17 protein-coding genes are annotated in these 23,481 nt (G+C 37.3%); 16 read left to right on the forward strand and 1 reads right to left on the reverse strand.

Annotated elements, in window-relative coordinates; genetic code table 11:
* Positions 1 to 84: 84 nt before the first annotated feature.
* The 8 genes from dnaE (at position 85) to J2S74_RS11840 (ending at position 11,560) form a co-directional block, all read left to right on the forward strand.
* The gene (gene dnaE, locus J2S74_RS11805) at positions 85 to 3,492 is read left to right on the forward strand and encodes a DNA polymerase III subunit alpha (RefSeq protein WP_307325835.1); all 3,408 of its coding nucleotides are present in this window, start codon (positions 85 to 87) and stop codon (positions 3,490 to 3,492) included.
* Between the two features lie 147 nt (positions 3,493 to 3,639).
* A complete protein-coding gene (ystJ, locus tag J2S74_RS11810; protein WP_307325837.1) occupies positions 3,640 to 4,878 on the forward strand; it encodes an NADP-dependent malic enzyme in 1,239 nt (412 codons plus the stop codon).
* Positions 4,879 to 5,030: 152 nt separating this feature from the next.
* Positions 5,031 to 5,693, forward strand: a complete 663-nt coding sequence (locus tag J2S74_RS11815) for a FadR/GntR family transcriptional regulator (protein WP_307325840.1) — start codon at positions 5,031 to 5,033, stop codon at positions 5,691 to 5,693.
* Positions 5,694 to 5,885: 192 nt separating this feature from the next.
* Entirely contained in the window at positions 5,886 to 6,749 is an 864-nt protein-coding gene (gene accD / locus J2S74_RS11820) for an acetyl-CoA carboxylase, carboxyltransferase subunit beta (protein WP_307325843.1), read from the forward strand.
* A 3-nt stretch (positions 6,750 to 6,752) separates the two neighbouring features.
* The gene (gene accA / locus J2S74_RS11825) at positions 6,753 to 7,733 is read left to right on the forward strand and encodes an acetyl-CoA carboxylase carboxyl transferase subunit alpha (protein WP_307325845.1); all 981 of its coding nucleotides are present in this window, start codon (positions 6,753 to 6,755) and stop codon (positions 7,731 to 7,733) included.
* A 138-nt stretch (positions 7,734 to 7,871) separates the two neighbouring features.
* Positions 7,872 to 8,831 carry a 6-phosphofructokinase gene (gene pfkA, locus J2S74_RS11830; protein ID WP_307325848.1) on the forward strand — a complete coding sequence of 320 codons (960 nt, stop codon included), beginning with the start codon at positions 7,872 to 7,874 and terminating at the stop codon, positions 8,829 to 8,831.
* Positions 8,832 to 8,999: 168 nt separating this feature from the next.
* Complete coding sequence (gene pyk, locus J2S74_RS11835; protein ID WP_307325850.1) at positions 9,000 to 10,754, forward strand: pyruvate kinase; 1,755 nt, start codon at positions 9,000 to 9,002, stop codon at positions 10,752 to 10,754.
* Positions 10,755 to 11,158: 404 nt separating this feature from the next.
* Entirely contained in the window at positions 11,159 to 11,560 is a 402-nt protein-coding gene (locus J2S74_RS11840; protein ID WP_307325853.1) for an FxsA family protein, read from the forward strand.
* Between the two features lie 37 nt (positions 11,561 to 11,597).
* On the opposite strand, the gene ytvI is transcribed toward J2S74_RS11840, so the two are convergent.
* Positions 11,598 to 12,707, reverse strand: coding sequence for a sporulation integral membrane protein YtvI (gene ytvI, locus J2S74_RS11845; protein ID WP_307325856.1), 1,110 nt, complete (start codon positions 12,705 to 12,707; stop codon positions 11,598 to 11,600).
* A gap of 163 nt (positions 12,708 to 12,870) precedes the next feature.
* Here ytvI and J2S74_RS11850 point away from each other — a divergent pair, with 163 nt between their 5' ends.
* The 8 genes from J2S74_RS11850 to polA all read left to right on the forward strand — a co-directional run bounded on the left by J2S74_RS11850 (position 12,871) and on the right by polA (position 23,463).
* Positions 12,871 to 13,344, forward strand: a complete 474-nt coding sequence (locus J2S74_RS11850) for a DUF441 domain-containing protein (RefSeq protein WP_370876003.1) — start codon at positions 12,871 to 12,873, stop codon at positions 13,342 to 13,344.
* 378 nt (positions 13,345 to 13,722) lie between these two features.
* Entirely contained in the window at positions 13,723 to 14,838 is a 1,116-nt protein-coding gene (citZ, locus tag J2S74_RS11855; protein WP_307325858.1) for a citrate synthase, read from the forward strand.
* 113 nt (positions 14,839 to 14,951) lie between these two features.
* On the forward strand, positions 14,952 to 16,217 hold the full coding sequence (icd, locus tag J2S74_RS11860) for an NADP-dependent isocitrate dehydrogenase (RefSeq protein WP_307325860.1): 1,266 nt from the start codon (positions 14,952 to 14,954) through the stop codon (positions 16,215 to 16,217).
* Positions 16,218 to 16,268: 51 nt separating this feature from the next.
* Positions 16,269 to 17,210, forward strand: coding sequence for a malate dehydrogenase (gene mdh / locus J2S74_RS11865; protein WP_307325863.1), 942 nt, complete (start codon positions 16,269 to 16,271; stop codon positions 17,208 to 17,210).
* A 112-nt stretch (positions 17,211 to 17,322) separates the two neighbouring features.
* Complete coding sequence (locus tag J2S74_RS11870; protein ID WP_307325866.1) at positions 17,323 to 17,802, forward strand: hotdog family protein; 480 nt, start codon at positions 17,323 to 17,325, stop codon at positions 17,800 to 17,802.
* A gap of 179 nt (positions 17,803 to 17,981) precedes the next feature.
* Entirely contained in the window at positions 17,982 to 18,701 is a 720-nt protein-coding gene (locus tag J2S74_RS11875) for a response regulator transcription factor (protein WP_307325869.1), read from the forward strand.
* Positions 18,694 to 20,478 (forward strand): two-component system histidine kinase PnpS, encoded by a 1,785-nt coding sequence (gene pnpS, locus J2S74_RS11880; protein ID WP_307325872.1) that lies wholly within the window; start codon positions 18,694 to 18,696, stop codon positions 20,476 to 20,478. Before J2S74_RS11875 ends, pnpS begins: the two co-directional genes overlap by 8 nt.
* 360 nt (positions 20,479 to 20,838) lie before the next feature.
* Positions 20,839 to 23,463 carry a DNA polymerase I gene (gene polA / locus J2S74_RS11885; RefSeq protein WP_307325874.1) on the forward strand — a complete coding sequence of 875 codons (2,625 nt, stop codon included), beginning with the start codon at positions 20,839 to 20,841 and terminating at the stop codon, positions 23,461 to 23,463.
* The last annotated feature ends 18 nt before the right edge of the window (positions 23,464 to 23,481 follow it).

Raw genomic sequence — 23,481 nt, forward strand, 5'->3', positions numbered from 1 at the left:
CAAGCCATATATATTATCTAAAAAACAAACTTTTTGAAAACAGCCATCTAAACGATATTACTTCCCGAAAAGGAGGGAGCATTTATGTCCTTTGTTCATTTACACGTACATAGTGAATACAGTTTGCTTAGAAGTACAGGGAAAATAAAGGAGTTAGTTTCCCGCGCAAAATCACTAGGGTACACAGCGCTGGCCCTAACAGATGTGGATGCCATGTACGGAGTTATTCCTTTTTATAAAGCTTGTAAGGAAAGTGGGATTCACCCAATAATCGGGGTGGAATTAGCATATGCACCAGATGACCATAATGACACTGAAGCTATAAAAAACAGAATCGTACTTTTAGCAGAAAATAATGAAGGGTACAAATCTCTTACCCGTTTAACAACTTATGCTAATGAAAGATACTCACGCTTTAGTCCTTATATAACTTATTCTGATTTGGAAAAGAATAATAAAGGTATGATAGCTATTGTTCCATTTGCAGAAGGTTTCGTACAGGGGTGTATCAATAATGGACAAACAGTGGAAGCTTCAAACCATTTCCAATGGCTTCAACAAACTTTTGGAGAAAATAATGTTTTTATAGAAATTCAGAATCACTGGCAGCCCTCAGAAAGAGAGAAACTGTTAAAACTATCCGAATGGCTAAAGGATGTGGCACTTACTGTTCCTTTAGTTGCAAGTAATCATGTTCATTTTACTGTACCTGAACAAAGGTCTGCCCATAAAGTAATGCAGGCTATCCGGTTAGGAATGAAACTAGAAGAATTACCGAATAGATATTCATCTGAGCATTATTATTTGAAGTCACCAGAAGAAATGATTGAGTTGTTTCATAATTGGCAAGGGGCATGCGCCGAAACAGTTCGAATCTCCAATCGTTGTCACGTTACGATAGAGCTTGGCCAAGCTATTTTACCTCATTTTCCAGTTCCTGATGGTAGGAGTGCGAAGGAGTATTTAAAACATCTTTGTTATGAAGGAATGAGGGAACGTTATAGTAACCCAGTTCCTGAAATTACCAAGCGTTTGGAATATGAACTTAAAGTAATAAGTGAAATGAATTATGAGGATTATTTTCTCATTGTGGCAGATTTCATGAACTATGCCCATCAACAAAACATATTAACTGGACCAGGTCGAGGATCCGCTGCTGGATCTATCGTTGCCTATGTTCTAAAAATAACAGATGTCGATCCAATTAAATATGGACTGTTGTTCGAGAGGTTTCTTAATCCAGAAAGAATCTCTATGCCAGATATAGATATTGATTTCCCTGATAACCGCAGAGATGAAGTAATTCAATACGTAAAGGATAAATATGGTAAAGACCATGTTGCACAAATTATTACCTTTGGAACACTGGCAGCAAAAGCTGCTGTCAGGGATGTGGGAAGAGTTCTAGGAATTGAATTAGCTATTATTGATAAAATTGCAAAAAACATTCCTTCTCGCCCACAAATAACGTTAGACCAAGCCATATCGGAATCTCCTTTCCTTAAGGAGTGGATCGAAAAAGAGGAGCAAATAAAAGAATTATTTAAAATTGCTCGGGATGTGGAAGGACTTCCAAGGCATTCCTCCATTCATGCAGCAGGGGTGGTTATGAGTAAAAATCCATTAATAGATGTGGTTCCCCTGCAAGAGGGGAATGATGGACTCTACTTAACACAGTTTCCAATGGGAGATTTAGAGGAAATTGGTTTGTTAAAAATGGATTTTTTAGGGCTTCGAAACTTAAGCTTTATAGAGCTGATTTTAAGGTCTGTCAAAGAAAATCGTGGAGTCAATATACAGCTATCTTCTATTCCATTAGATGATAAAAAAACATTTGAATTATTAGGTAAAGGGGAGACCAGCGGTATTTTTCAGTTAGAATCCTCTGGTATGAAAAGTGTCCTAAAGCGTTTGAAACCTACAGAATTTGAGGATATTGTTGCTGTAAACGCATTGTACCGTCCCGGACCGATGGAGAACATTCCATTATACATTAAAAGAAAGCATGGGGAAGAAAATGTAATCTATCCCCATCCCACCTTAGAACCGATTTTAAAAACGACACACGGTGTATTAATTTATCAAGAGCAAATCATGCAAATTGCCTCAAAGATGGCAGGCTTCTCCCTTGGAGAAGCTGATATTCTAAGACGAGCAGTAGGGAAAAAGAAACTTGAAGTTTTAGAACAAGAGAGAGAAAAGTTTATCAAAGGATCTCTTAAACAAGGCTATTCTGAAGAAGTGGCAAGTCAAATGTATAATTTAATTGTCCGTTTTGCCAATTATGGATTTAATAGAAGTCATGCTGTTGCATACAGTATTATTGCTTATTACTTAGCTTATTTAAAAGCTAATTATCCCATCGAGTTTATTAGTGCCTTAATGGGGACTGTTGTCCATCATCATGAAAAGTTAGGGGAATATGTGGCTGAAGCAAGACGGCAAGGAATAATCGTTCATCCTCCTTCCATTAATACAAGCGGTGCTCAATTTACAATTAAAAATGGTGAAATTTGGATTGGTTTAGCCGCTGTGAAAAATGTGGGATTGCCAGCTGTTCAATCTATTGTAAAGGAAAGGGAAGTTTCCCCTTTTCAAAGTTTGTTTGACCTCTGTACAAGGATACCTGCAAAAGTTTTACCAAAACGGGCTATAGATGCTTTGGTTGTAGCTGGTGCATTAGACGAACTTCATCCAGAAAGAGCTCAATTATTAGCAAGTGTTGAAGAGGCTTTGGAGTATGGAGAGAAGTACCGTGAGCATACTCTTACCATGCAGACGGAGTTATTTTATGAAGAATTAAAGGAGCCTGAATATATTTCTGTTCCCCCATTGTCAGAAAGGGAGCAATTAAATTTTGAAAAACAGGTTCTTGGTTTTTATGCCTCAGGTCATCCAATAGAGTCAGAACTAACCATTGTAGCTCCATACTTTAGACTCCCCCTTCATGGTGTTAAAGAAAAGAAGGGAAATGAAGAAGTAGTTCGAATTGCGGGCCTTGTTGAGGATGTTAAGGTAATACAAACGAAGAAAAAACAGCAGATGGCATTCGTACATTTTACTGATGAAACAGGTAGTATTGATCTCACTGTATTCCCTGCCGAATTAGAAAAAAATCGTTTAAAGCTTCAAAAAGGGGAATTGTTATTTGTGGAAGGGAAAAGGCAAGAACACAATGGAGAAGTAAAAATTATTCTTGTAAAATGTATAACAATTTCCAATCTAAAAGCAAAACAAGCAAAGAAAGAAAAAGGAAGACTATATTTAAAAATTTCCACACTGATGGAAAAACAAAATAAACTAGACCAATTAAAAAAAATATTAGAGGATAATCCAGGTGATATATCCGTCATACTTTATTATGAACGGACAAAAAAAGCTATTACCCTTACAGAAATGTGGAATGTTTCAAGTGATAAGTCTTTTTTAATGAAATTAAAGGGTATGCTAGGAGTGAATAACGTTATCTTAAAAAGTGGGACAAAGGTATGATATTTGTCCCACTATTTACATTGGTGGGCATTTTTTGTCCCTCCTTTAAACATTAAGGGTGTCTCAATTAAGATTTATTTGTTATAATGAAGATTGACTTGGGGTGGTCTGACCACTTCGATAAAGTAAAAAGGGAGAGTGGGGAAAGTGGCGACAATACGTGAAGAAGCATTACATATGCATCGCATGAAAAAAGGGAAATTAGAAACAAAGGCAAAGGTTGCCGTTCGAAATGCCCGAGATCTGTCGTTAGCTTATTCACCGGGAGTTGCTGAACCGTGTAAAGAGATCTTTGAGGATCCTCAGACAGTATATGAATATACTGTTAAAGGTAACATGGTAGGGGTTGTCTCCGACGGAACTGCTGTATTAGGACTTGGAAATATTGGTCCAGAGGCAGCTATGCCAGTTATGGAGGGTAAGGCTGTTCTATTTAAGTCATTTGCGGGAGTGGACGCATTTCCAATTTGCTTAAATACGAGCGACGTAGACAAAATTGTGGAAACTGTAAAGCTTCTAGAACCTACTTTTGGAGGTATTAACCTAGAGGATATTGCAGCTCCTAGATGCTTTGAGATTGAAGAACGTTTAAAGAAAGAAATGAATATCCCTGTGTTTCATGATGATCAACATGGAACAGCCATTGTGACTGCGGCAGGATTACTAAACGCCTTAAAAATTACTGGAAAATCTATACAAGAAATTAAGGTGGTTGTAAATGGTGCAGGTGCAGCAGGAATAGCAATTATTAAGCTTTTAAAATCAATGGGATGTAAGGATTTTATTCTATGTGACTCAAAGGGTGCTATTTTTGAAGGTCGTGGATATGGAATGAATGACCTAAAGCATGAACTTGCACTTGTTACGAACCGAGAGAAAAAAGAAGGTTCATTAGCGGATGTCATTGCAGGCACAGATGTTTTTGTAGGCGTTTCTGTAGCCGGTGCTTTAACGAAGGAAATGATTCAGTCCATGAACCCAGACCCTATCATTTTTGCCATGGCCAACCCAGTTCCAGAAATTATGCCAGATGATGCGAAGGAAGCTGGAGCAAGCGTTATTGGTACAGGGCGTTCCGATTTTCCAAACCAAGTAAACAATGTTCTCGCATTTCCAGGGATTTTCCGGGGGGCATTAGATGTGTATGCTACACATATAAACGAAGAAATGAAGGTTGCAGCTGTTAAGGCTATTGCGGAACTAGTAGCTGAGTCTGAATTGAACGCAGATTATGTTATTCCGGGTCCATTTGATCCTAGAGTAGCACCTGCAGTGGCAAGAAGTGTAGCGCAAGCAGCAATGGAAACAGGAGTAGCCCGCCGTAAAGTTGCTCCTGAAGAAGTAGAAAAAAGAACGAAAGAATTAACGATGATAGACGAAGATTAAGCTTCCTTAGAGGTCTAATGTATATTATCTCTCGCAGCTAAACTAATAGAAGGATGGGGTTCAGGGGGGGCCTTTTTATTAATCAGTAAAAGGTCGATGCTAGATTACTTTGAACTCCATTTTATTATGAGAAAAAGTAGGTGTCCTGTGAGATGAAAACGAATCAAAAAGTATATTTAAACATTTTGAAGGAAATAGATCAGATTATTGTTGATGATCAATTATCTCCAGGAGATAAACTCCCCTCAGAAAGGGAGCTTGCTGAGCGCTTGAAGGTTGGAAGATCATCCGTACGTGAAGCACTTCGTGCGTTGGAGCTATTAGACTTGATTGAAACTCGCAAGGGGGAAGGAACATTTATTAAAAAGTCTGGGGGACACAGGCTTGCTGAAATCCTTGCTAGATTTTTTCTGAAAAATAAACAGGCAAGAAAGGATTTAGCGGAAACGAGACGGATTATTGAAATTGAAGCTGTCCGACTCGCCTGCCAAAGAGCTTCAAAATATCAATTGGAAAAATTAGAAAACCTTATTCTCCAATCTAAGCAAAAATGGACGGACGGTAAAATTCCTGTTGAAGAAGATTATTTATTTCATAAAACCCTTGTCGAATCTAGCCATAATAATTTAATGCTCAACATTTGGCGTCCATTAGTAGAATATAGTAAGGTAGCTATTAAGGAATCCTTGTCTAGGAAGGGAAGAATGGAAAATGCTATATTAGAACATGAGGCTATTTTTGAAGCTGTTGCTCGAAAGGATGAGCAAACAGCCGTGAATTCCTTGAGGAATCACTTGGAAAATAGTCGATTTTAATAGAAATTTCTTAGTACCTGTTACTAATAGTTTATCTTGAAATTATAGCATGAAAATTGTATGATAGAACAAATTTTCATTTCACATAGATAGGATACTCATAATTAGTCCATTAATAGAATATGTAAACCAATAAGTGGATAAATAGTAAATGAAACTAGGAAGATTTTTAATAAGAGGTGAGATCAGGTCGTGATACGTGATTTATTTTCTAAAAAGAAAAAATATGCCACTATACCAACAGAGCAGGCAAAACAAGAGGTTCCTGAAGGTTTAATGACAAAATGCCCGAAATGTAAAACGATAATGTATACAAAGGAATTAAAAAAAATCAACATGGTATGTGAAAGATGCCAGCATCATTTTAATGTTTCAGCCTACGAACGTATTGATCTCACGTTGGATGAAGGAACTTTTCAAGAGTTCGATGGAGATATGATCGCTAAAGACCCATTAAATTTTCCATCTTATTTGGAAAAATCCAAATTAGATAGAGAAAAAACAAATTTAAACGAGGCTATCGTTACAGGTGAAGGTAAAATAAAAGGGTATCCTGTTGTTATTGGCGTAATGGACTCCCGCTTTCGTATGGGAAGCATGGGCTCCGTAGTAGGAGAAAAGATAGCCCGTGCTATTGAGCATGCCATTCGTGAGGACAAGCCTTTTATATTATTTGCTGCATCAGGGGGAGCTAGAATGCAAGAGGGGGTATTCAGCCTCATGCAGATGGCCAAGACTAGTGCAGCCCTCAATCAATTACATGAACATGGTCAACTATTCATCAGTGTCTTAACTCACCCAACAACAGGAGGAGTATCTGCAAGCTTTGCTTCCTTAGGGGATATTAATATAGCTGAGCCTGGTGCTTTAATTGGGTTTGCCGGCAGAAGAATTATTGAACAAACCATCCGTCAGAAATTACCTGATGATTTCCAAACTGCTGAGTTTTTATTGGAGCATGGACAATTAGACAAGGTTGTTTCTAGAAATGAGATGAGAGATACTTTAGGATTGTTTCTTGATTTACATCAACCCAAGAGGAAAAGGGAGGGATAACATATGGCTGATCAACAGCTTCCTTTTGAAAGACCAATAGTTGAACTTAAAAATAAAATAGCTGAATTAAAAGCTTTCACACAGGAAAAAGGGATCGACCTTTCTGGTGAAATTGAAAAGCTAGAAGGGCGTTTAGAACAACTAGAAAAGGATATTTATGGGAACTTAAACCCTTGGGAGAGAGTTCAAATAGCTCGTCATAGCAAAAGACCTACTACACTAGATTATATTAATCGCTTATTTACAGACTTCCTTGAGCTCCATGGTGACCGTTTATATGGTGATGATAAAGCAATTGTTGGTGGGGTGGGTAAATTTCAAGGTATACCAGTAACCATTATTGGGCACCAGCGTGGGAAAGATACGAAGGAAAATATTAAACGTAATTTCGGTATGCCTCATCCAGAGGGATATCGTAAAGCGTTGAGATTGATGAAGCAAGCGGAGAAGTTTCAACGTCCTATTATCAATTTCATAGATACTAAAGGGGCGGACCCAGGTATTGAATCGGAAGAACGGGGACAAAGTGAAGCGATTGCCAGAAACTTAATTGAAATGGCTGGGCTAAGGGTCCCTATTATTTGTATTGTTATTGGAGAAGGTGGAAGTGGAGGGGCGTTAGCTTTAGGTGTAGGTGACAGAATCTACATGTTAGAGAATTCCACTTACTCTGTAATTTCTCCTGAAGGAGCTGCAGCTTTACTTTGGAAGGATGCATCTCAAGCCAAAAGGGCCGCTGAAACAATGAAAATAACAGCGCCTGATCTTAAGGAACTTGGTTTAATTGATGAAATGATTCCGGAAGTACGTGGCGGTGCTCATAGAAATGTGGATGAGCAGGCTGCTCAAATCCAAAAAGTATTAGAGAAATCCTTGCAAGAATTGAAGGATTTACCAGGGGAAGAGCTTGTTTTAAAACGTTACGAAAAATTTAAAAATATTGGGGAATATACCCATGTAAACGGTGTCATGGTAATGAAATAAGGATTGTGCTTTCTCTTAATGGAGAAAGCCTTTTTGTTTGACGTCTGATCTCTGTTGTTTTTAGTAAATGAAAGTGGTATTTTAAACACATATTAAATTTTAATTGAGTTAGTTAAATGAAGAGGTGAAGGTTTAGTAATGAAAAGGATTGGTGTACTTACAAGTGGTGGAGATTCCCCAGGTATGAATGCGGCAATTAGGGCTGTAGTTAGAAAAGCCATTTATCATAACCTGGAGGTATATGGAATTTACTATGGATATTCTGGTTTAATCAACGGAGATATAAAAAAGCTAGAACTAGGTTCAGTAGGCGACATTATTCATCGAGGCGGTACGATGCTTTACACAGCTCGTTGTGAAGAATTTAAGACAGAACAGGGGCAATTGAAAGGAATCGAACAACTGAAAAAGTTTGGAATTGAGGCTTTAGTTGTAATTGGTGGAGATGGTTCCTTCCAAGGAGCTAAGAAACTGACGGAGCATGGTTTTCCTTGTATCGGAGTCCCAGGAACAATTGATAATGATATTCCTGGAACAGACTTTACAGTAGGGTTTGATACGGCACTTAACACTGTAATTGATGCGATAGATAAGATTCGTGATACAGCTACTTCTCACGAGCGTACATACGTTGTTGAGGTAATGGGCCGTGATGCAGGTGATATTGCATTGTGGTCTGGTCTTGCAGACGGTGCGGAATCCATTCTTATTCCTGAAGAAGATTATTCAATGGAAGATATTGTAGCCCGATTGAAAAAGGGTCATGAAAGAGGAAAGAAACACAGTATTATTATTGTGGCTGAAGGGGTTGGCTCCGGAGTTGAAATCGGAAAACAGATTCAAGAAAGTGCAAACCTTGAAACTCGGGTTACGGTGTTAGGTCATATTCAACGGGGAGGGTCCCCTACGGCAGCGGACCGTGTTCTTGCAAGTCGTTTAGGTGCTTATGCGGTAGAACTATTACTTCAAGGTGAAGCTGGTAAAATGGTAGGGATAGAAAAGAACGAGCTTGTCTCCCACGGTATTGAAGAAGCACTTTCACGAAAACATAAAATTGATGAGAGAATGTATCAACTTTCAAAAGAGTTGTCCATATAAGAAATTCTATTGCTAAATAGTAGAATTTCGTGTAACTTAAACTATTGGAAATACAGTGTTTTACAGCTTTTAAAGCTAGGACAAGTATTTTGTCCTGGCTTTCGTATGGGAATATGGAAAAAGGCTGAAACTATAGTTAGATTGGTTTATTTTTGAGGAGGAAATAAGATGAGAAAAACAAAGATTGTATGTACGATTGGTCCAGCCAGTGAAAGTGTTGAGAAATTAACGGAGCTTATTTCAGCGGGGATGAATGTAGCCCGTCTTAACTTTTCCCACGGTGACTTCGAAGAACATGGAGCAAGAATAAAAAACATTCGCGAAGCTGCTGCAAAGTTAAATAAAACTGTTGCCATTCTTTTAGACACAAAAGGACCGGAAATTCGAACACAAACGGTTGAAGGTGGAGAGGTTGAACTTAAAAGGGGTTCTACTGTTAAAATTTCTATGACAGAAGTAGTTGGAACTGCTGAAAGGTTTTCTATTACATATCCAGGTTTAATAGAAGATGTTCAAGAAGGCTCTACGATTCTTCTTGACGATGGACTTATTGAATTAAAGGTAACAGGTATAAGTGATGGTGAAATCATTACAGAGGTAATTAACAGCGGTATCCTTAAAAATAAGAAGGGCGTTAATGTACCAGGTGTTAGCGTAAACCTTCCAGGAATCACGGAAAAGGATGCTAACGACGTTTTATTTGGTATTGAACAAGGTGTAGATTTTATTGCTGCTTCCTTCGTACGACGGGCTTCAGATGTTTTAGAGATAAGAGAGCTTCTTGAAAAACATGGTGCGAATCACATTCAAATCATTCCAAAGATCGAGAATCAAGAAGGTGTTGACAATATCGATGAAATCCTTGAGGTATCAGAAGGATTAATGGTTGCTAGAGGTGACTTAGGGGTTGAAATTCCTGCTGAAGACGTTCCACTAGTACAAAAAGAACTTATTAAAAAATGTAATGCCCTAGGGAAACCTGTCATTACTGCAACGCAAATGCTTGATTCGATGCAAAGGAACCCACGTCCAACAAGAGCAGAAGCAAGCGACGTAGCTAATGCTATTTTTGATGGAACAGATGCTATCATGCTTTCTGGTGAAACAGCAGCTGGATCTTATCCGGTAGAATCTGTAGAAACAATGCGTAATATTGCTATGAAAACGGAAACAGCTCTGAAATATGAAGATATCTTAAGAAAAAGAAGACTGGAGAGCGAACAAACGATTACAGATGCTATCAGTCAATCTGTTTCCCACACTGCTTTAAACTTGGGTGCATCTGCCATTTTATCAGCTACTGAGAGCGGCTATACGGCTCGTATGATTTCAAAGTACCGTCCGAAGTCTCCTATTATTGCTGTTGCTAATAATGAACGTGTCTGCCGTTCCCTTGCCCTTTGTTGGGGAGTATTCCCACAAGTTGGGAAGGAAGCATACTCAACAGATGAATTGCTTCAAATGTCTGTAGAAGGGGCATTAGAAACAGGTCTTGTAAAATACGGAGATTTAGTTATTATTACTGCTGGGGTTCCTGTAGGTGAAAAGGGTACAACAAATTTAATGAAGGTCCATGTTATTGGTGAAGTTGCAGCTTCCGGACAAGGAATTGGAAGAAAATCTGCAACTGGTAAAGTAGTTGTTGCGAAAGATGCAGCAGATGCTATTAACAGAGTTAATCAAGGGGATATTCTTATTATTTCTAATACTGATAGAGATATGATGGAAGCTTTTGAAAAAGCAGCAGCAGTAATTACCGAGCAAGGTGGATTAACTTCCCATGCTGCAGTAGTTGGTCTTAGTCTTGGTATCCCTGTAATTGTAGGAGTAGACGAGGCTACTACTATTTTTAATGATGGAGAAGAAGTGACTGTTGATGGACATCACGGTAACATTTACAAAGGACAAGCTAGTGTTTTATAATTATATTTAAAGTAAAGAGGCTGGGACATAACTAAAGTGTTTAGATGAAAATACGAACAATGTATTATTGTAGCGTAGGAAATATACGTAGACTCCTGCGGGAGCAAAAGTATATTTCCGAAGCGATTTATATGCTTCGTTCGGAATTCTCATTGACAAAACGCTTTTGTCCTAGCCTCTTTTTTAATAAGACAGTTTTCGGAAATTGTTTTTTTAAATGCTTGGAGAAGCAGAAGACGTTAAGTGGCTGTCTCTTCCTCTGCTCGTAAATGCTCTGTAGTGTATCCAAGCCAAATATATTCAGCTTAAAACAAAAACATTTTAGAAAACTACCTTTAATATTAAACTTAATAATAATAAAATTTATATTAAATATATAGATGTCACTTCTAAAGGAGCATGCTATGGGAAAAATCTTTTTCTTATTAATCATTATTATTCCAGCCCTTGAAATTTGGGTCTTAATACTGTCAGGAAACATGATAGGTGTTATTCCAACAATATTGCTGATTATTTTAACAGGAGTATTAGGTGCTGCATTAGCCAAACGAGAAGGATTAAATGCTATTAGGACAGCACAAATGCAAGCCTCCCAAGGAATGGTACCTAGTGGAGTACTTCTTGATGGCATTTGTATATTAGTAGGAGGAGTAGTATTATTGACTCCTGGTTTTATTACGGATGCGGCTGGCTTTTTCCTACTAATTCCACAAACAAGAGCCATATTTAAAGGATTTCTACAACGGGTTTTTGAAAGAATGATTAAAAATGGGAACATTATGTTTTACACAAATAAAAGATGGTGAGTGAAAGGGGGCACTAATCCCTTACTCACCATCTTTTTTATCCTTTTACATAGTCTGTTATTTCATTGATTAAACCTGATCTTATAATGGACTGGATGAAGATTAAAACAGCTGGACCGATTAGAAGTCCAAATACACCGAATAACTGATAACAAGCAAATAGAGAAATTAACAAGGCTAATGGTGGAATTCCCATGTGTTTAGACATTACCTTCGGCTCAGCAAGTTGTCTTTGAATAATGACAATTCCATATAAAATAGATAAACCGATAGATAATGTCCAATTACCTGACAAAAAAGCATAGATAATCCATGGTATAAAAATCAGCCCTGTACCTAAATAAGGAAAAAGGTCAACAATAGCAATTAAGATGGCAGTTGTGATGGCATACTCTACATTTATTATCATTAACCCTATTAAAACGATAGTACCAGTCATAGAAACTAATACTAATTGTGCAAGAATGTAGCCTACAACTGCTTGTTTCCACTGTACTGTCATTTTATTAATGACTACCTTCACTCTTTTAGGGGTTCTCGTTTCTAACCATTGAATCATTAATGGCCAATCTTTAGTAATAAAGAAAGCCCCTAATAAAGCAAAGAATAACACGGTTATTGTGTTTGGGAGAGTTAGTAAAAAATCAGCCAAACCATTCAAAAGGTGTTGTAATAAGGTACTAATATGTGTGCCTAATTCACTTAATATGGATTCTAAAGAATGGTGAACTGTTGACTGCTGCCCTGGATTTAATTGGGAAGAAAAGGCTAGTACCCCTTCATAAAGAGGGAGGATATACGTATCGAACCATTGATGAATATAATCTATACCGTCATGAATGTATTGGGGAAGCACTTTAGTTAAATAGCTTAACCCAGCAACAATTTCAGCAACTAACAAGGTCATAAGAGCGGAAAAGACGATAACAAAGGAGCAAATGACAAAAAAAACGGCAGCGGACCTTTTCCAACCGAATTTGTTTTCTATAAAGTTTACTGCAGGTAAAAATAGTAGGGAAATTAATAATCCAATTAAAAATGGGTATAAATAAACCGTTAAGATATATAGGAAAAGAACGGCTAATAATAGACAAGTAATAACAATAGAAGTACGGAATAGACGTTGGTATAGGGTACTATTCCCCATTTTAATCCCCCTTACTAGACAAGCTATACAACCAATCTATGCTTGTACGATAAAAATATGCATCATCATTCGTATAGGCCAAAACTAAGGATGAGCTATAATTTTTAATTTTTTATAATAATATGTTAAGATGAAATGGAATTCCTTAAAGGAGATGACATGCTTGTTTGCAGGACCAACGCTTTTCATGCTCATATTATTAGCTATTGGTCTTTTTGCCAAAAATCAATCGCTCATTATTGCAGTGCTATTTTTACTTATCATTCAATGGTTTGGCTTGGGTGAAAAAGTTTTTCCTCTCATGCAACAAAAGGGTATTCAAATTGGTGTTACTATTATTACAATAGCTGTATTAGTTCCCATTATGACAGGGGAAATAGGATTTAAGGATTTACAGCATGCATTAAAAACATATTATGCATGGGTAGCACTAATTTCTGGTATTCTCGTAGCTATTATTGCTGCCAACGGTATTGAACTTTTAAAAACAGATCCACATATTACCACTGCCTTAGTTTTTGGAACAATATTAGCGGTTGCCCTTTTTAATGGCGTAGCTGTTGGCCCTTTAATAGGTGCCGGAATCGCCTATATAGCAATAAAAGTTGTCGAATATTTTAGTTCTATGGGGAGCTGATTTAATAAGTGTTTGTGAATTTTCTAACAAATTAAAATAATGGTATAAGTTTGAATTTTAATTTGTTTTAAAAATTAAACATTCACAAAAAAGTTAAAAATGGTATAATGTAAGACAAATGGTACCAGTTCTACATAGTTCAAATAGTTTGGGCGAATATTCTTTCAATCGTAACCGCTTACGTTTTTTTTCAATTTTTTGCGGTTGATTGTGCAAAAGGGAACACGTTTCAAAGAAAATATTCTAAAAAAACATTTTTCAATAAATTGGATAATTGCATTTTTTTCTATGAAACGACAGTCCCCAAGTAACCATTAGTTTAGTTTTGGGTCTAAATAAATAATCCCCAATAATTACAGAGAAAAGGAGAGGTAGGGTATGAGTACAACAAAGGGTTTAGAAGGTGTAGTTGCAACCACTTCTAGTGTAAGCTCCATCATCGATGGTGTATTAACATATTATGGATACAATATCGATGATTTAGCTGACCATGCAAGTTTTGAAGAGGTTGTTTTTCTGTTATGGAATCACCGCCTTCCAAATAAGGAAGAATTGAAGAAATTTCAACAGGAGTTAGCTGATGCAGCCGTTGTATCAAATGAAGTACTAGATCAAATGAAGACTTACCCAGTAGATAAAGTTCACCCAATGGCAGCATTACGAACTGCAGTGTCTAATCTCGCATTATTTGATGAAGCTGCTGATGAAATGTCTGAAGAAGCAAACCGTGAAAAGGCGCTTAAATTACAAGCGCAACTTCCAACAATAGTTACTGCTTTCTCAAGAATTCGACAAGGGAAAGAACCAGTTGCTCCTCGAAATGACTTAAGTTTCGCCGCAAACTTCCTTTATATGCTTAATGGGGAAGTACCTGATGAAATTTCTGTGAAAGCATTCAACAAAGCATTAGTTCTTCACGCAGATCATGAACTTAACGCTTCTACATTTACAGCACGTGTGTGTGTGGCTACCCTATCGGATATGTATTCAGGAATCACAGCAGCTATAGGTGCTTTAAAGGGACCACTTCACGGAGGAGCTAATGAAAGAGTAATGAAAATGCTCACTGAAATTGGAGAAGTTGAAAAGGTAGAGGACTACATTAAAGATGCACTAAGCAAAAAAGTAAAAATTATGGGCTTTGGACATCGAGTTTATAAAAATGGAGATCCACGGGCTAAGCACTTAAAAGAAATGTCTCGACAGTTAACCAGTATTACAGGAGAAACTAAATGGTATGATATGAGTGTTAAAATTGATGAAATTGTATCAAATGAAAAAGGCTTATTACCAAACGTAGATTTCTATTCTGCGTCTGTATACCACAGTTTAGGAATTGAGCACGATTTATTTACTCCTATTTTTGCAGTGAGCCGAGTATCTGGCTGGATCGCTCATATTCTAGAGCAGTATGCCAATAACCGTTTAATCCGTCCTCGTGCAGAATATATTGGACCGGATCGCCAAGAGTGGATCCCATTAGAAGACCGCTAGGAAATTAAGCATTTATGAAATAAGTTGTAAACATAGGGAGGGAGTTTTCCTTAGGACCTCCCTTTCCTAATGTAGTTACATATATTATTGATTTAAATTGGGAGGTAATCTAAATGGCAGGAGAAAAAATTACAGTAACAAATGGTTCATTAAACGTTCCAAATCAACCAGTAATTCCATATATCGAAGGGGATGGAATAGGTCCAGATATTTGGGCTGCAGCATCACGTGTTATTGAAGCTGCAGTAGAAAAGGCATATAACGGTGAGAAAAAGATTGTATGGAAAGAAGTATTAGCAGGGGAAAAGGCATTTAACCAAACTGGTGAGTGGCTTCCAGCTGAAACGTTAGAGACTATCCGTGAATATTTAATCGCAATAAAAGGACCATTAACAACTCCAATTGGTGGAGGTTTCCGCTCTCTTAATGTGGCACTACGTCAAGAGCTTGACCTCTATGCTTGTGTTCGTCCTGTGCGTTGGTTTGAGGGTGTTCCTTCACCTGTAAAACGTCCGGAAGATACAGACATGGTTATTTTCCGTGAAAATACAGAGGACATTTATGCTGGAATTGAGTTCCAAAAAGGGTCCGATGAAGTGCAAAAGCTTATTACTTTCCTTCAAGAAGAATTGGGAGCAACAAAAATCCGCTTTCCTGAAACATCAGGGATCGGTGTGAAGCCAGTATCAGAGGAAGGAACACATCGTCTAGTACGTGCAGCAATTCAATATGCAATTGATGAAGGACGTAAGAGTGTTACACTTGTACATAAAGGTAACATTATGAAGTTTACAGAAGGTGCCTTCAAAAACTGGGGTTATGAACTAGCGGAACAAGAATTTGGTGATAAAGTATTTACATGGGCTCAATATGATCAAATTGTCGAAGAACAAGGAAAAGATGCTGCAAACGAAGCACAAGCAAAAGCAGAAGCTGATGGAAAAATTATCGTTAAAGATGCTATTGCAGATATTTTCTTACAACAAATATTAACTCGTCCAAAAGAGTTTGACGTTGTAGCTACAATGAACCTAAATGGGGATTATATTTCCGACGCTTTAGCGGCTCAAGTTGGTGGGATCGGAATTGCTCCAGGAGCTAATATAAACTACAACTCTGGCCATGCAATTTTTGAAGCTACACACGGTACAGCACCTAAGTATGCAGGTCTTGATAAAGTAAATCCTTCTTCCGTTTTACTTTCAGGAGTGTTAATGCTTCGTCACTTAGGCTGGACAGAAGCTGCCGACATGATTGAAAATTCAATGGATAAAACAATTGGCAGTAAAGTAGTAACTTATGACTTTGCACGTCTCATGGAAGGTGCTACAGAAGTTAAATGCTCCGAGTTTGGTAATGAATTAATTAAAAACCTTTAATTGAATAAACGATACTTTGAAAAATTATCGTAAATGAAGGGAGATTCTACAATGGCTATTAAACGTAAAAAAATTACGGTTGTTGGTGGTGGGTTTACAGGTACAACAACGGCATTAATGGCAGCACAGAAAGAACTTGGGGATGTTGTGCTTGTGGATATTCCAGATATGGAAAATCCTACTAAAGGAAAGGCTTTAGATATGATGGAAGCAAGTCCTGTCCAAGGATTTGATTCTAATATTAGTGGAACTTCTAACTATGAAGAAACTGCTGGTTCTGATATCGTTGTTATTACTGCTGGCCTTGCCCGTAAGCCAGGTATGAGTCGTGATGATCTTGTTTCTATCAATGCAGGAATAATGAAGCAAGTAACGAAAGAGATCGTAAAGTATTCTCCGGATTGTTATATTATTGTTTTAACAAATCCTGTAGATGCAATGACGTACACAGTTTTTAAAGAGTCAGGATTCCCTAAAAATCGTGTTATCGGTCAATCTGGTGTACTGGATACAGCTCGCTTCCGGACATTTGTAGCTCAAGAACTAAATGTATCAGTTGAGGACGTCTCTGGATTTGTTCTTGGTGGCCATGGTGATGACATGGTACCAATGCTGAGATACTCTTACGCAGGTGGTATTCCATTAGAAAAATTAATTCCTCAAGAACGCCTTGATGCCATTGTTGAACGTACTCGTAAAGGTGGAGGAGAAATCGTTAATCTTCTTGGTACTGGCAGCGCTTATTACGCACCAGCCGCCTCTATTGTTCAAATGGTGGAAGCGATTCTTAAAGATAAGAAACGTATCCTCCCGTCCATCGCTTACCTAGAAGGGGAGTACGGCTACGAAGATTTATATTTAGGAGTACCGACTATCCTTGGTGGAGATGGAATTGAAAAAGTAATTGAGCTAGAACTAAATGAAGAAGAAAAAGCCGCATTAGCAAAGTCTGTAGAATCTGTTCAAAATGTAATGAAGGTTTTAAAAAACTAAAATTCGTAGTATTTTAAAATTAAGAATAAGAAATCCGGTTATTAGTAACCGGATTTCTTATCATCTGTTTTGAAAACGCTTACGAATTTTTACGAGAGTAGGAGGGATTTTAATGTTTACAAAAAAACGTAAACTTGGTCGTACAATAGATGGAATTAAAGTAGGGGAAAAGGTAGAGCTATCCAAAAAAATTGAAGACAAGGATATTCTCTTATATTTAGGGTTTACAGATGATGCAAACCCTATTTATATTCAACACGACTATGCTTCTAGAACTCCCTATCAAAAACCGATTGTGCCACATATTATGATCCATGGATTCGTGTCATCAGCTATTTCTATGTATTTACCAGGCCCAGGAAGTTCCATACTAAAGATGAATCTCTCCTACCCTAAACCACTTTACCACTATGGTACACTTCATCTCCAATTGGAGGTAGGAAGTGTAGATACGAAAAAGCATACGGCAACCATTTTAGTAACTGGAAAAGATGAGTACGGGGATGAAATTTTAACGGGAGAAATGGAAGTGTGTCCACCATATCCGTGGAAGCCAATGACTTATGATGCTGGCAACTTTGAAAACTTTTAAACAGTAAAAGATGACTAAAGAGGTATTGATACTCTTTTGGTCATCTTTTTTATTTGAAAATGTTTTATTGAGCAAAATATAGTAAGATAGAAGCAAAATGAACTACACTGGGGATGTGAGTGTAATCTTGTAAAGAGCTTTGGTAAAGGAAAAGCCAAAGGTTTTAGGAGGAAAATGAAATGTCATATAAGCTTTTAATTGTAGATGATGAGGATTCAATTGTTACATTACTTCAATTTAACCTTGAGCAAGGAGGTTTCCAGGTATCGACCGCAATGGATGGAAAAACCGCCTTAGAAAAGGCAATGGATGCATCCTATGATCTAATTATATTGGATTTAATGCTGCCAGAAATGGACGGCCTAGAGGTTTGTAAACAACTGAGGCAGAATAAAGTAATGACTCCTATCCTAATGCTTACAGCAAAGGATGATGAATTTGATAAGGTGTTAGGTTTAGAACTAGGAGCAGATGATTATTTAACGAAACCTTTCAGTCCAAGGGAAGTGGTAGCTCGTGTAAGAGCCATTTTAAGGAGAACGCAAACAACTACTAAAGATCAATCAGTGGAACAAAAGGAGAATAAGGTAATTAAAATTGGCGAAGTAACCATATGTCCAGATAATTATGAGGCTTACCTTCGAAATGAAGTATTGGAATTAACACCAAAGGAATTTGAATTGTTATTATATTTAGCAAACAATAAAGGTAGAGTAATGACACGTGACACCTTATTAAATGCCGTCTGGAATTATAATTTTGTGGGAGATACGAGAATAGTTGACGTACATGTTAGTCATTTACGTGAGAAAATTGAACCTAATACAAAAAAACCAGTATATATAAAAACCGTCCGTGGTTTAGGGTATAAGCTGGAGGCGCCAACAAAGGATGAATAATTACCGGACAAAGCTTATTTTTCCCATTGCAATGGTTACGTTAATTGTTTTAGCTAGCTTAGGAGCAATATTAGGTCCTTTGTTTAAGGATTTCTATTTTGAAAGAATGTATGATCGTGTAGAAAAAGAAGCAGAGGCAGTAGCATTTTTAATAGAAGAAGATGATTATTCTGATATACAATCCGTTAAACAAAAGCTAAACAGTATTTCACAACGGTTAGATATTCGAATAACCTTAATAGACCTAAATGGAGTTGTGCTAGTAGAAACACATGCAGACCCATTAACAATGGAAAATCATTTAGAAAGGCCAGAGGTCCTACAAGCTATTGATCATGGTAGAGGGCAAGAAATTCGCTATAGTTCAACCATTAATGCTGAGTTACTGTATTATGCTATTCCGTTAATAGATCAAGGTGAACCAGCAGCATTTTTACGAGTAGGTTTACCGATTGACCAATTAAACCAAGTATATCAAAATATATGGACTATTATTTTCGTAAGCTTCTTTATTGCCTTTATCATTATTGTTATGGTTGTTACTAAACTTACAAATCAATTAATATCGCCTATAGAGGATGCTCGTTTAGTTGCAAACCAATTAGCAAAGGGAAATTTCTCAGTACGTACTTATGAAGGTACGAATATGGAGACAGGGGAACTTAATCGATCTCTTAATGTATTGGCAGAAAATTTAGGAGAAATAACTAAAACATATGAAGTACAAAAGGAGCGTCTGGAAACATTAATTGAAAACATGGGGAGTGGGTTAATACTGGTAAATGCAAAAGGAGACATTTCCCTTGTGAATCGCTCCTGTAAAGCTATTTTTCAAGAAGATACAGACCAATGGCTGACAAAGCTTTATTATAAGGTGATTAAGCATAAAGAAATTATCAAACTAATTCAGGAAATTCTTTTAACGGAAGAAAGAAGAAGGCGGCAATTTAGTTTACCGATCCAAATAGAGATTCGCCATTTTGACGTTTATGGAGCACCAATCCTGGGGAATGACGATCAATTAAAAGGGGTTGTACTCGTCTTTCATGACATCACAGAACTGAAGAAATTAGAGCAGGCCAGAAAGGATTTTGTTGCAAATGTATCCCATGAATTAAAAACACCAGTCACATCATTAAAGGGATTTACCGAAACACTCCTAGAAGGGGCAATGGAGGATCCAGAATTAAGAGAGAAATTTATTTCCATTATAGCCAAAGAATCAGAAAGATTAGAAAGCTTAATACATGATCTTTTAGAGTTATCAAAAATTGAAGGGTCACAATTTATTTTAAATATGGACGAAGTAAACCTGGAAACATTAATTGAAGATGTGTTTTTAATGTTAGGGGAAAAAGCAGCATTAAAAAATATTACCTTCCATAAAAAATTCATTGGTAATGGAACCATTTATGCGGACTCGCAGCGAATGAAGCAAATCCTGATTAATTTAATCAATAACGCGGTCATGTATACACCAGAACAGGGAGAGGTGACAGTAAGGGTACGTGAACAAACGGAAACCGTTATATTAGAAGTCCAAGATACGGGAATTGGCATTAGTAAAAAGGAAATCCCAAGGATCTTTGAACGGTTTTATCGGGTAGATCGTGCAAGAAGTAGAAATTCCGGAGGAACAGGATTAGGCCTTGCTATTGTTAAACATTTAATAGAAGCACATAAAGCTAAAATGTCCGTGGAAAGTGAAGTTGGAAAAGGAACAACCTTTAGAATCTCCTTTTATAAACAACTACTAAATGAGAAAAGAGAAGAGTAATTCTACAAAAGTCGAGCGAAGGACCACCCCCTTCGCTCTTTTTAATGAGTAGACAACAATGCAAACTAAATTTTGCACCATGGAGAATGAAAAATTTTAGTCTGCATTGGAATGAGCGAAGGTCCACGACACTCCTGCAGAAGAACGAGCAAGCCAAGACCACACAGGGCAAAGCCCGTGGGGGCTTGACAGATCGTCCGCGGAAAGGGAGTGGATCGTAGCGAATGATAACCAGATTCGAATTTTCAGGGTAGACCCTAGGCAAATGTTTTTTGTTCTACCAACCTTAATGCCCTTACGTTTGTTACTTGTCCCATTCATGATAAAATAAGTGTATCATAATAAATCGAGGTGTTTTGAATGAATAAACTCGTCCTTGTTGACGGTAATAGTATTGCTTATCGTGCTTTTTTTGCTCTTCCTCTTTTAAATAATGAAAAAGGTGTATACACGAATGCTATCTATGGATTTACAACCATGCTTTTAAAGATATTAGAAGAGGAAAAGCCTACCCATATGCTAGTGGCTTTTGATGCAGGAAAAACTACCTTCCGCCACAATACATACAAGGAATATAAAGGCGGTAGACAAAAGACCCCCCCAGAGCTTTCTGAACAGCTTCCGGTCATGCGAGATTTATTAAAGGCATTTAATATTGCCCATTATGAAGTGGAGAACTATGAGGCGGATGATATTATCGGTACCCTTGCTAAGATAGGGGAAGAAGAGAAGTGGAAGGTAAAAATATTTAGCGGTGATAAAGACCTCCTTCAACTCGTTTCAGAAAATGTGCACGTAGCTTTAACTAAAAAAGGGATATCTAATGTTGATACATATGATCTAAAGCTAGTAGACGAGAAATACGGCATTACCCCAAATCAGATAATTGATATGAAGGGATTAATGGGGGATAGTTCAGATAATATTCCAGGTGTTACTGGAGTAGGTGAAAAAACAGCCATCAAGCTTCTGAAGGAATTCAAATCGGTAGAAGGATTATACGACTCCATAGACCAAGTTAAGGGGAAGCTGAAAGAAAAGTTAGAGACAAATAAAGAAGAAGCCTTTATGAGTAAAAAATTAGCCACTATCGAAACGAATGCACCGGTGGAGATAAGATTTGAAGATATTGTATTAGTTGAACCAGATTATGAAAAAGTGGTTTCTTTATTTAAAGAACTGGAATTTTCTTCTTTATTAGATCGTTTTGATAGTGAAGAAGGGGAGTGCCACGAAAATATAGAGGATTTAGATCTAACGATAATGAATGAAATTAGGGATGAAATTCTTCACAGTCCTTCCTCTGTAGTGGTTGAAGTATTAGAGGAAAATTACCATGATGCAGACATTTTGGGGATTAGTATCGTCAATAAGAAAGGTAACTTCTTTATCCCTATTGATATTGCATCTAAGAGTGAGATATTTCGTCAATGGGCTGAAAATGAGTCAATGGAAAAATGGGTGTTTGATGCGAAACGGGCAGTAGTGGCTCTTGGGTGGAAAAATATAATACTAAGAGGGGTTAGTTTTGATGTTCAAATAGCCTCCTACATTATCGATCCATCATCTAATGCCCATGATCTTTCGGATATAGCCAAACGTAAAAAGAGTATTAGTGTACAATCTGATGAGTTTTTTTATGGAAAGGGGAAAAAACGGCACATTCCAGATCAATCAGATTTAGCGCAGCACCTTGTAAGAAAGGCTTCCATTATTAATGACGTCAAAGCTGACTTAGAGAAGGAGTTAAAGGATAATAAGCAATACGAGTTATTTAAAGAATTAGAAATGCCGTTGTCGATTATTTTAGGAACGATGGAAATGACAGGGGTAGCAGTGGACAAGGACGAATTAAGGGAGATGGGTTCTCAGCTTGGTGAAAAATTGGAGGAGATGGAAAAGCAAATTCATTCTTTAGCAGGAATGGAGTTTAATATTAATTCACCTAAGCAATTAGGGGAGGTTTTATTTGAAAAGTTGAATCTTCCAGTTATTAAGAAGACAAAAACGGGCTATTCCACCTCTGCAGATGTATTGGAGAAACTTCAAGATCAGCACGAGATCATTGAAAAAATCCTTCATTATCGTCAACTTGGTAAACTTAATTCCACTTATATCGAGGGATTATTAAAAGTAATCCACAAAAAGACAGGAAAAATCCATACCATCTTTAACCAAGCTTTAACACAAACAGGAAGATTAAGTTCTACGGAACCAAATCTGCAAAATATTCCAATCCGTTTGGAAGAAGGGCGTAAAATAAGACATGCTTTTATTCCAGAACGGGAAAATGCAGTTATTTTCGCAGCAGACTATTCGCAAATTGAATTAAGAGTTTTGGCTCACATCTCTAAAGATGAAAATTTAATTCAAGCTTTCAATGAGGATTTGGATATTCATACGAAGACAGCCATGGATGTTTTCCATGTAAATAAAGAAGAAGTAGACGGACAAATGCGTCGTACGGCAAAGGCAGTAAACTTTGGAATTGTATATGGGATTAGTGACTATGGTTTATCCCAAAACCTAGGAATCACTCGAAAGGAAGGAAAGGAATTTATCGATCGTTATTTAGAGAGTTTCCCAGGAGTAAAGGATTATATGGAAAATATAGTGGATGAAGCCCGTGCCAAAGGTTACGTAACAACGATGCTTCAAAGAAGAAGATATTTACCGGAAATTACCTCCCGTAATTTTAATTTAAGAAGCTTTGCGGAGCGGACCGCCATGAATACACCGATCCAAGGGAGTGCCGCAGATATAATAAAAAAAGCAATGGTGGATATGGCTGAAGAAATGGAAACACGAAATTTAAAATCCCAGCTGCTGCTACAGGTTCATGACGAACTAATTTTTGAAGTAGTGGAAGAGGAATTGGAAATAATGAAGGAGATAGTACCTAAAATAATGGAAAATGCTGTAGAATTAGCCGTTCCATTAAAGGTGGATTATTCGTATGGTAAAACTTGGTATGATGCAAAATGATTTTTTAAAGCTTAAGAC

Source organism: Evansella vedderi (genome assembly GCF_030813435.1).
Taxonomy (GTDB): domain Bacteria; phylum Bacillota; class Bacilli; order Bacillales; family Salisediminibacteriaceae; genus Evansella; species Evansella vedderi.

Coding starts and splice junctions, on each gene's coding strand:
- J2S74_RS11870 (WP_307325866.1), top strand. CDS start 17,323: ATGTTTACAAAAAAACGTAAACTTGGTCGTACAATAGATGGAATTAAA.
- mdh (WP_307325863.1), top strand. CDS start 16,269: ATGGCTATTAAACGTAAAAAAATTACGGTTGTTGGTGGTGGGTTTACA.
- J2S74_RS11875 (WP_307325869.1), top strand. CDS start 17,982: ATGTCATATAAGCTTTTAATTGTAGATGATGAGGATTCAATTGTTACA.
- accA (WP_307325845.1), top strand. CDS start 6,753: ATGGCTGATCAACAGCTTCCTTTTGAAAGACCAATAGTTGAACTTAAA.
- citZ (WP_307325858.1), top strand. CDS start 13,723: ATGAGTACAACAAAGGGTTTAGAAGGTGTAGTTGCAACCACTTCTAGT.
- pnpS (WP_307325872.1), top strand. CDS start 18,694: ATGAATAATTACCGGACAAAGCTTATTTTTCCCATTGCAATGGTTACG.
- icd (WP_307325860.1), top strand. CDS start 14,952: ATGGCAGGAGAAAAAATTACAGTAACAAATGGTTCATTAAACGTTCCA.
- polA (WP_307325874.1), top strand. CDS start 20,839: ATGAATAAACTCGTCCTTGTTGACGGTAATAGTATTGCTTATCGTGCT.
- pfkA (WP_307325848.1), top strand. CDS start 7,872: ATGAAAAGGATTGGTGTACTTACAAGTGGTGGAGATTCCCCAGGTATG.
- ytvI (WP_307325856.1), bottom strand. CDS start 12,707: ATGGGGAATAGTACCCTATACCAACGTCTATTCCGTACTTCTATTGTT.
- J2S74_RS11815 (WP_307325840.1), top strand. CDS start 5,031: ATGAAAACGAATCAAAAAGTATATTTAAACATTTTGAAGGAAATAGAT.
- dnaE (WP_307325835.1), top strand. CDS start 85: ATGTCCTTTGTTCATTTACACGTACATAGTGAATACAGTTTGCTTAGA.
- pyk (WP_307325850.1), top strand. CDS start 9,000: ATGAGAAAAACAAAGATTGTATGTACGATTGGTCCAGCCAGTGAAAGT.
- J2S74_RS11840 (WP_307325853.1), top strand. CDS start 11,159: ATGGGAAAAATCTTTTTCTTATTAATCATTATTATTCCAGCCCTTGAA.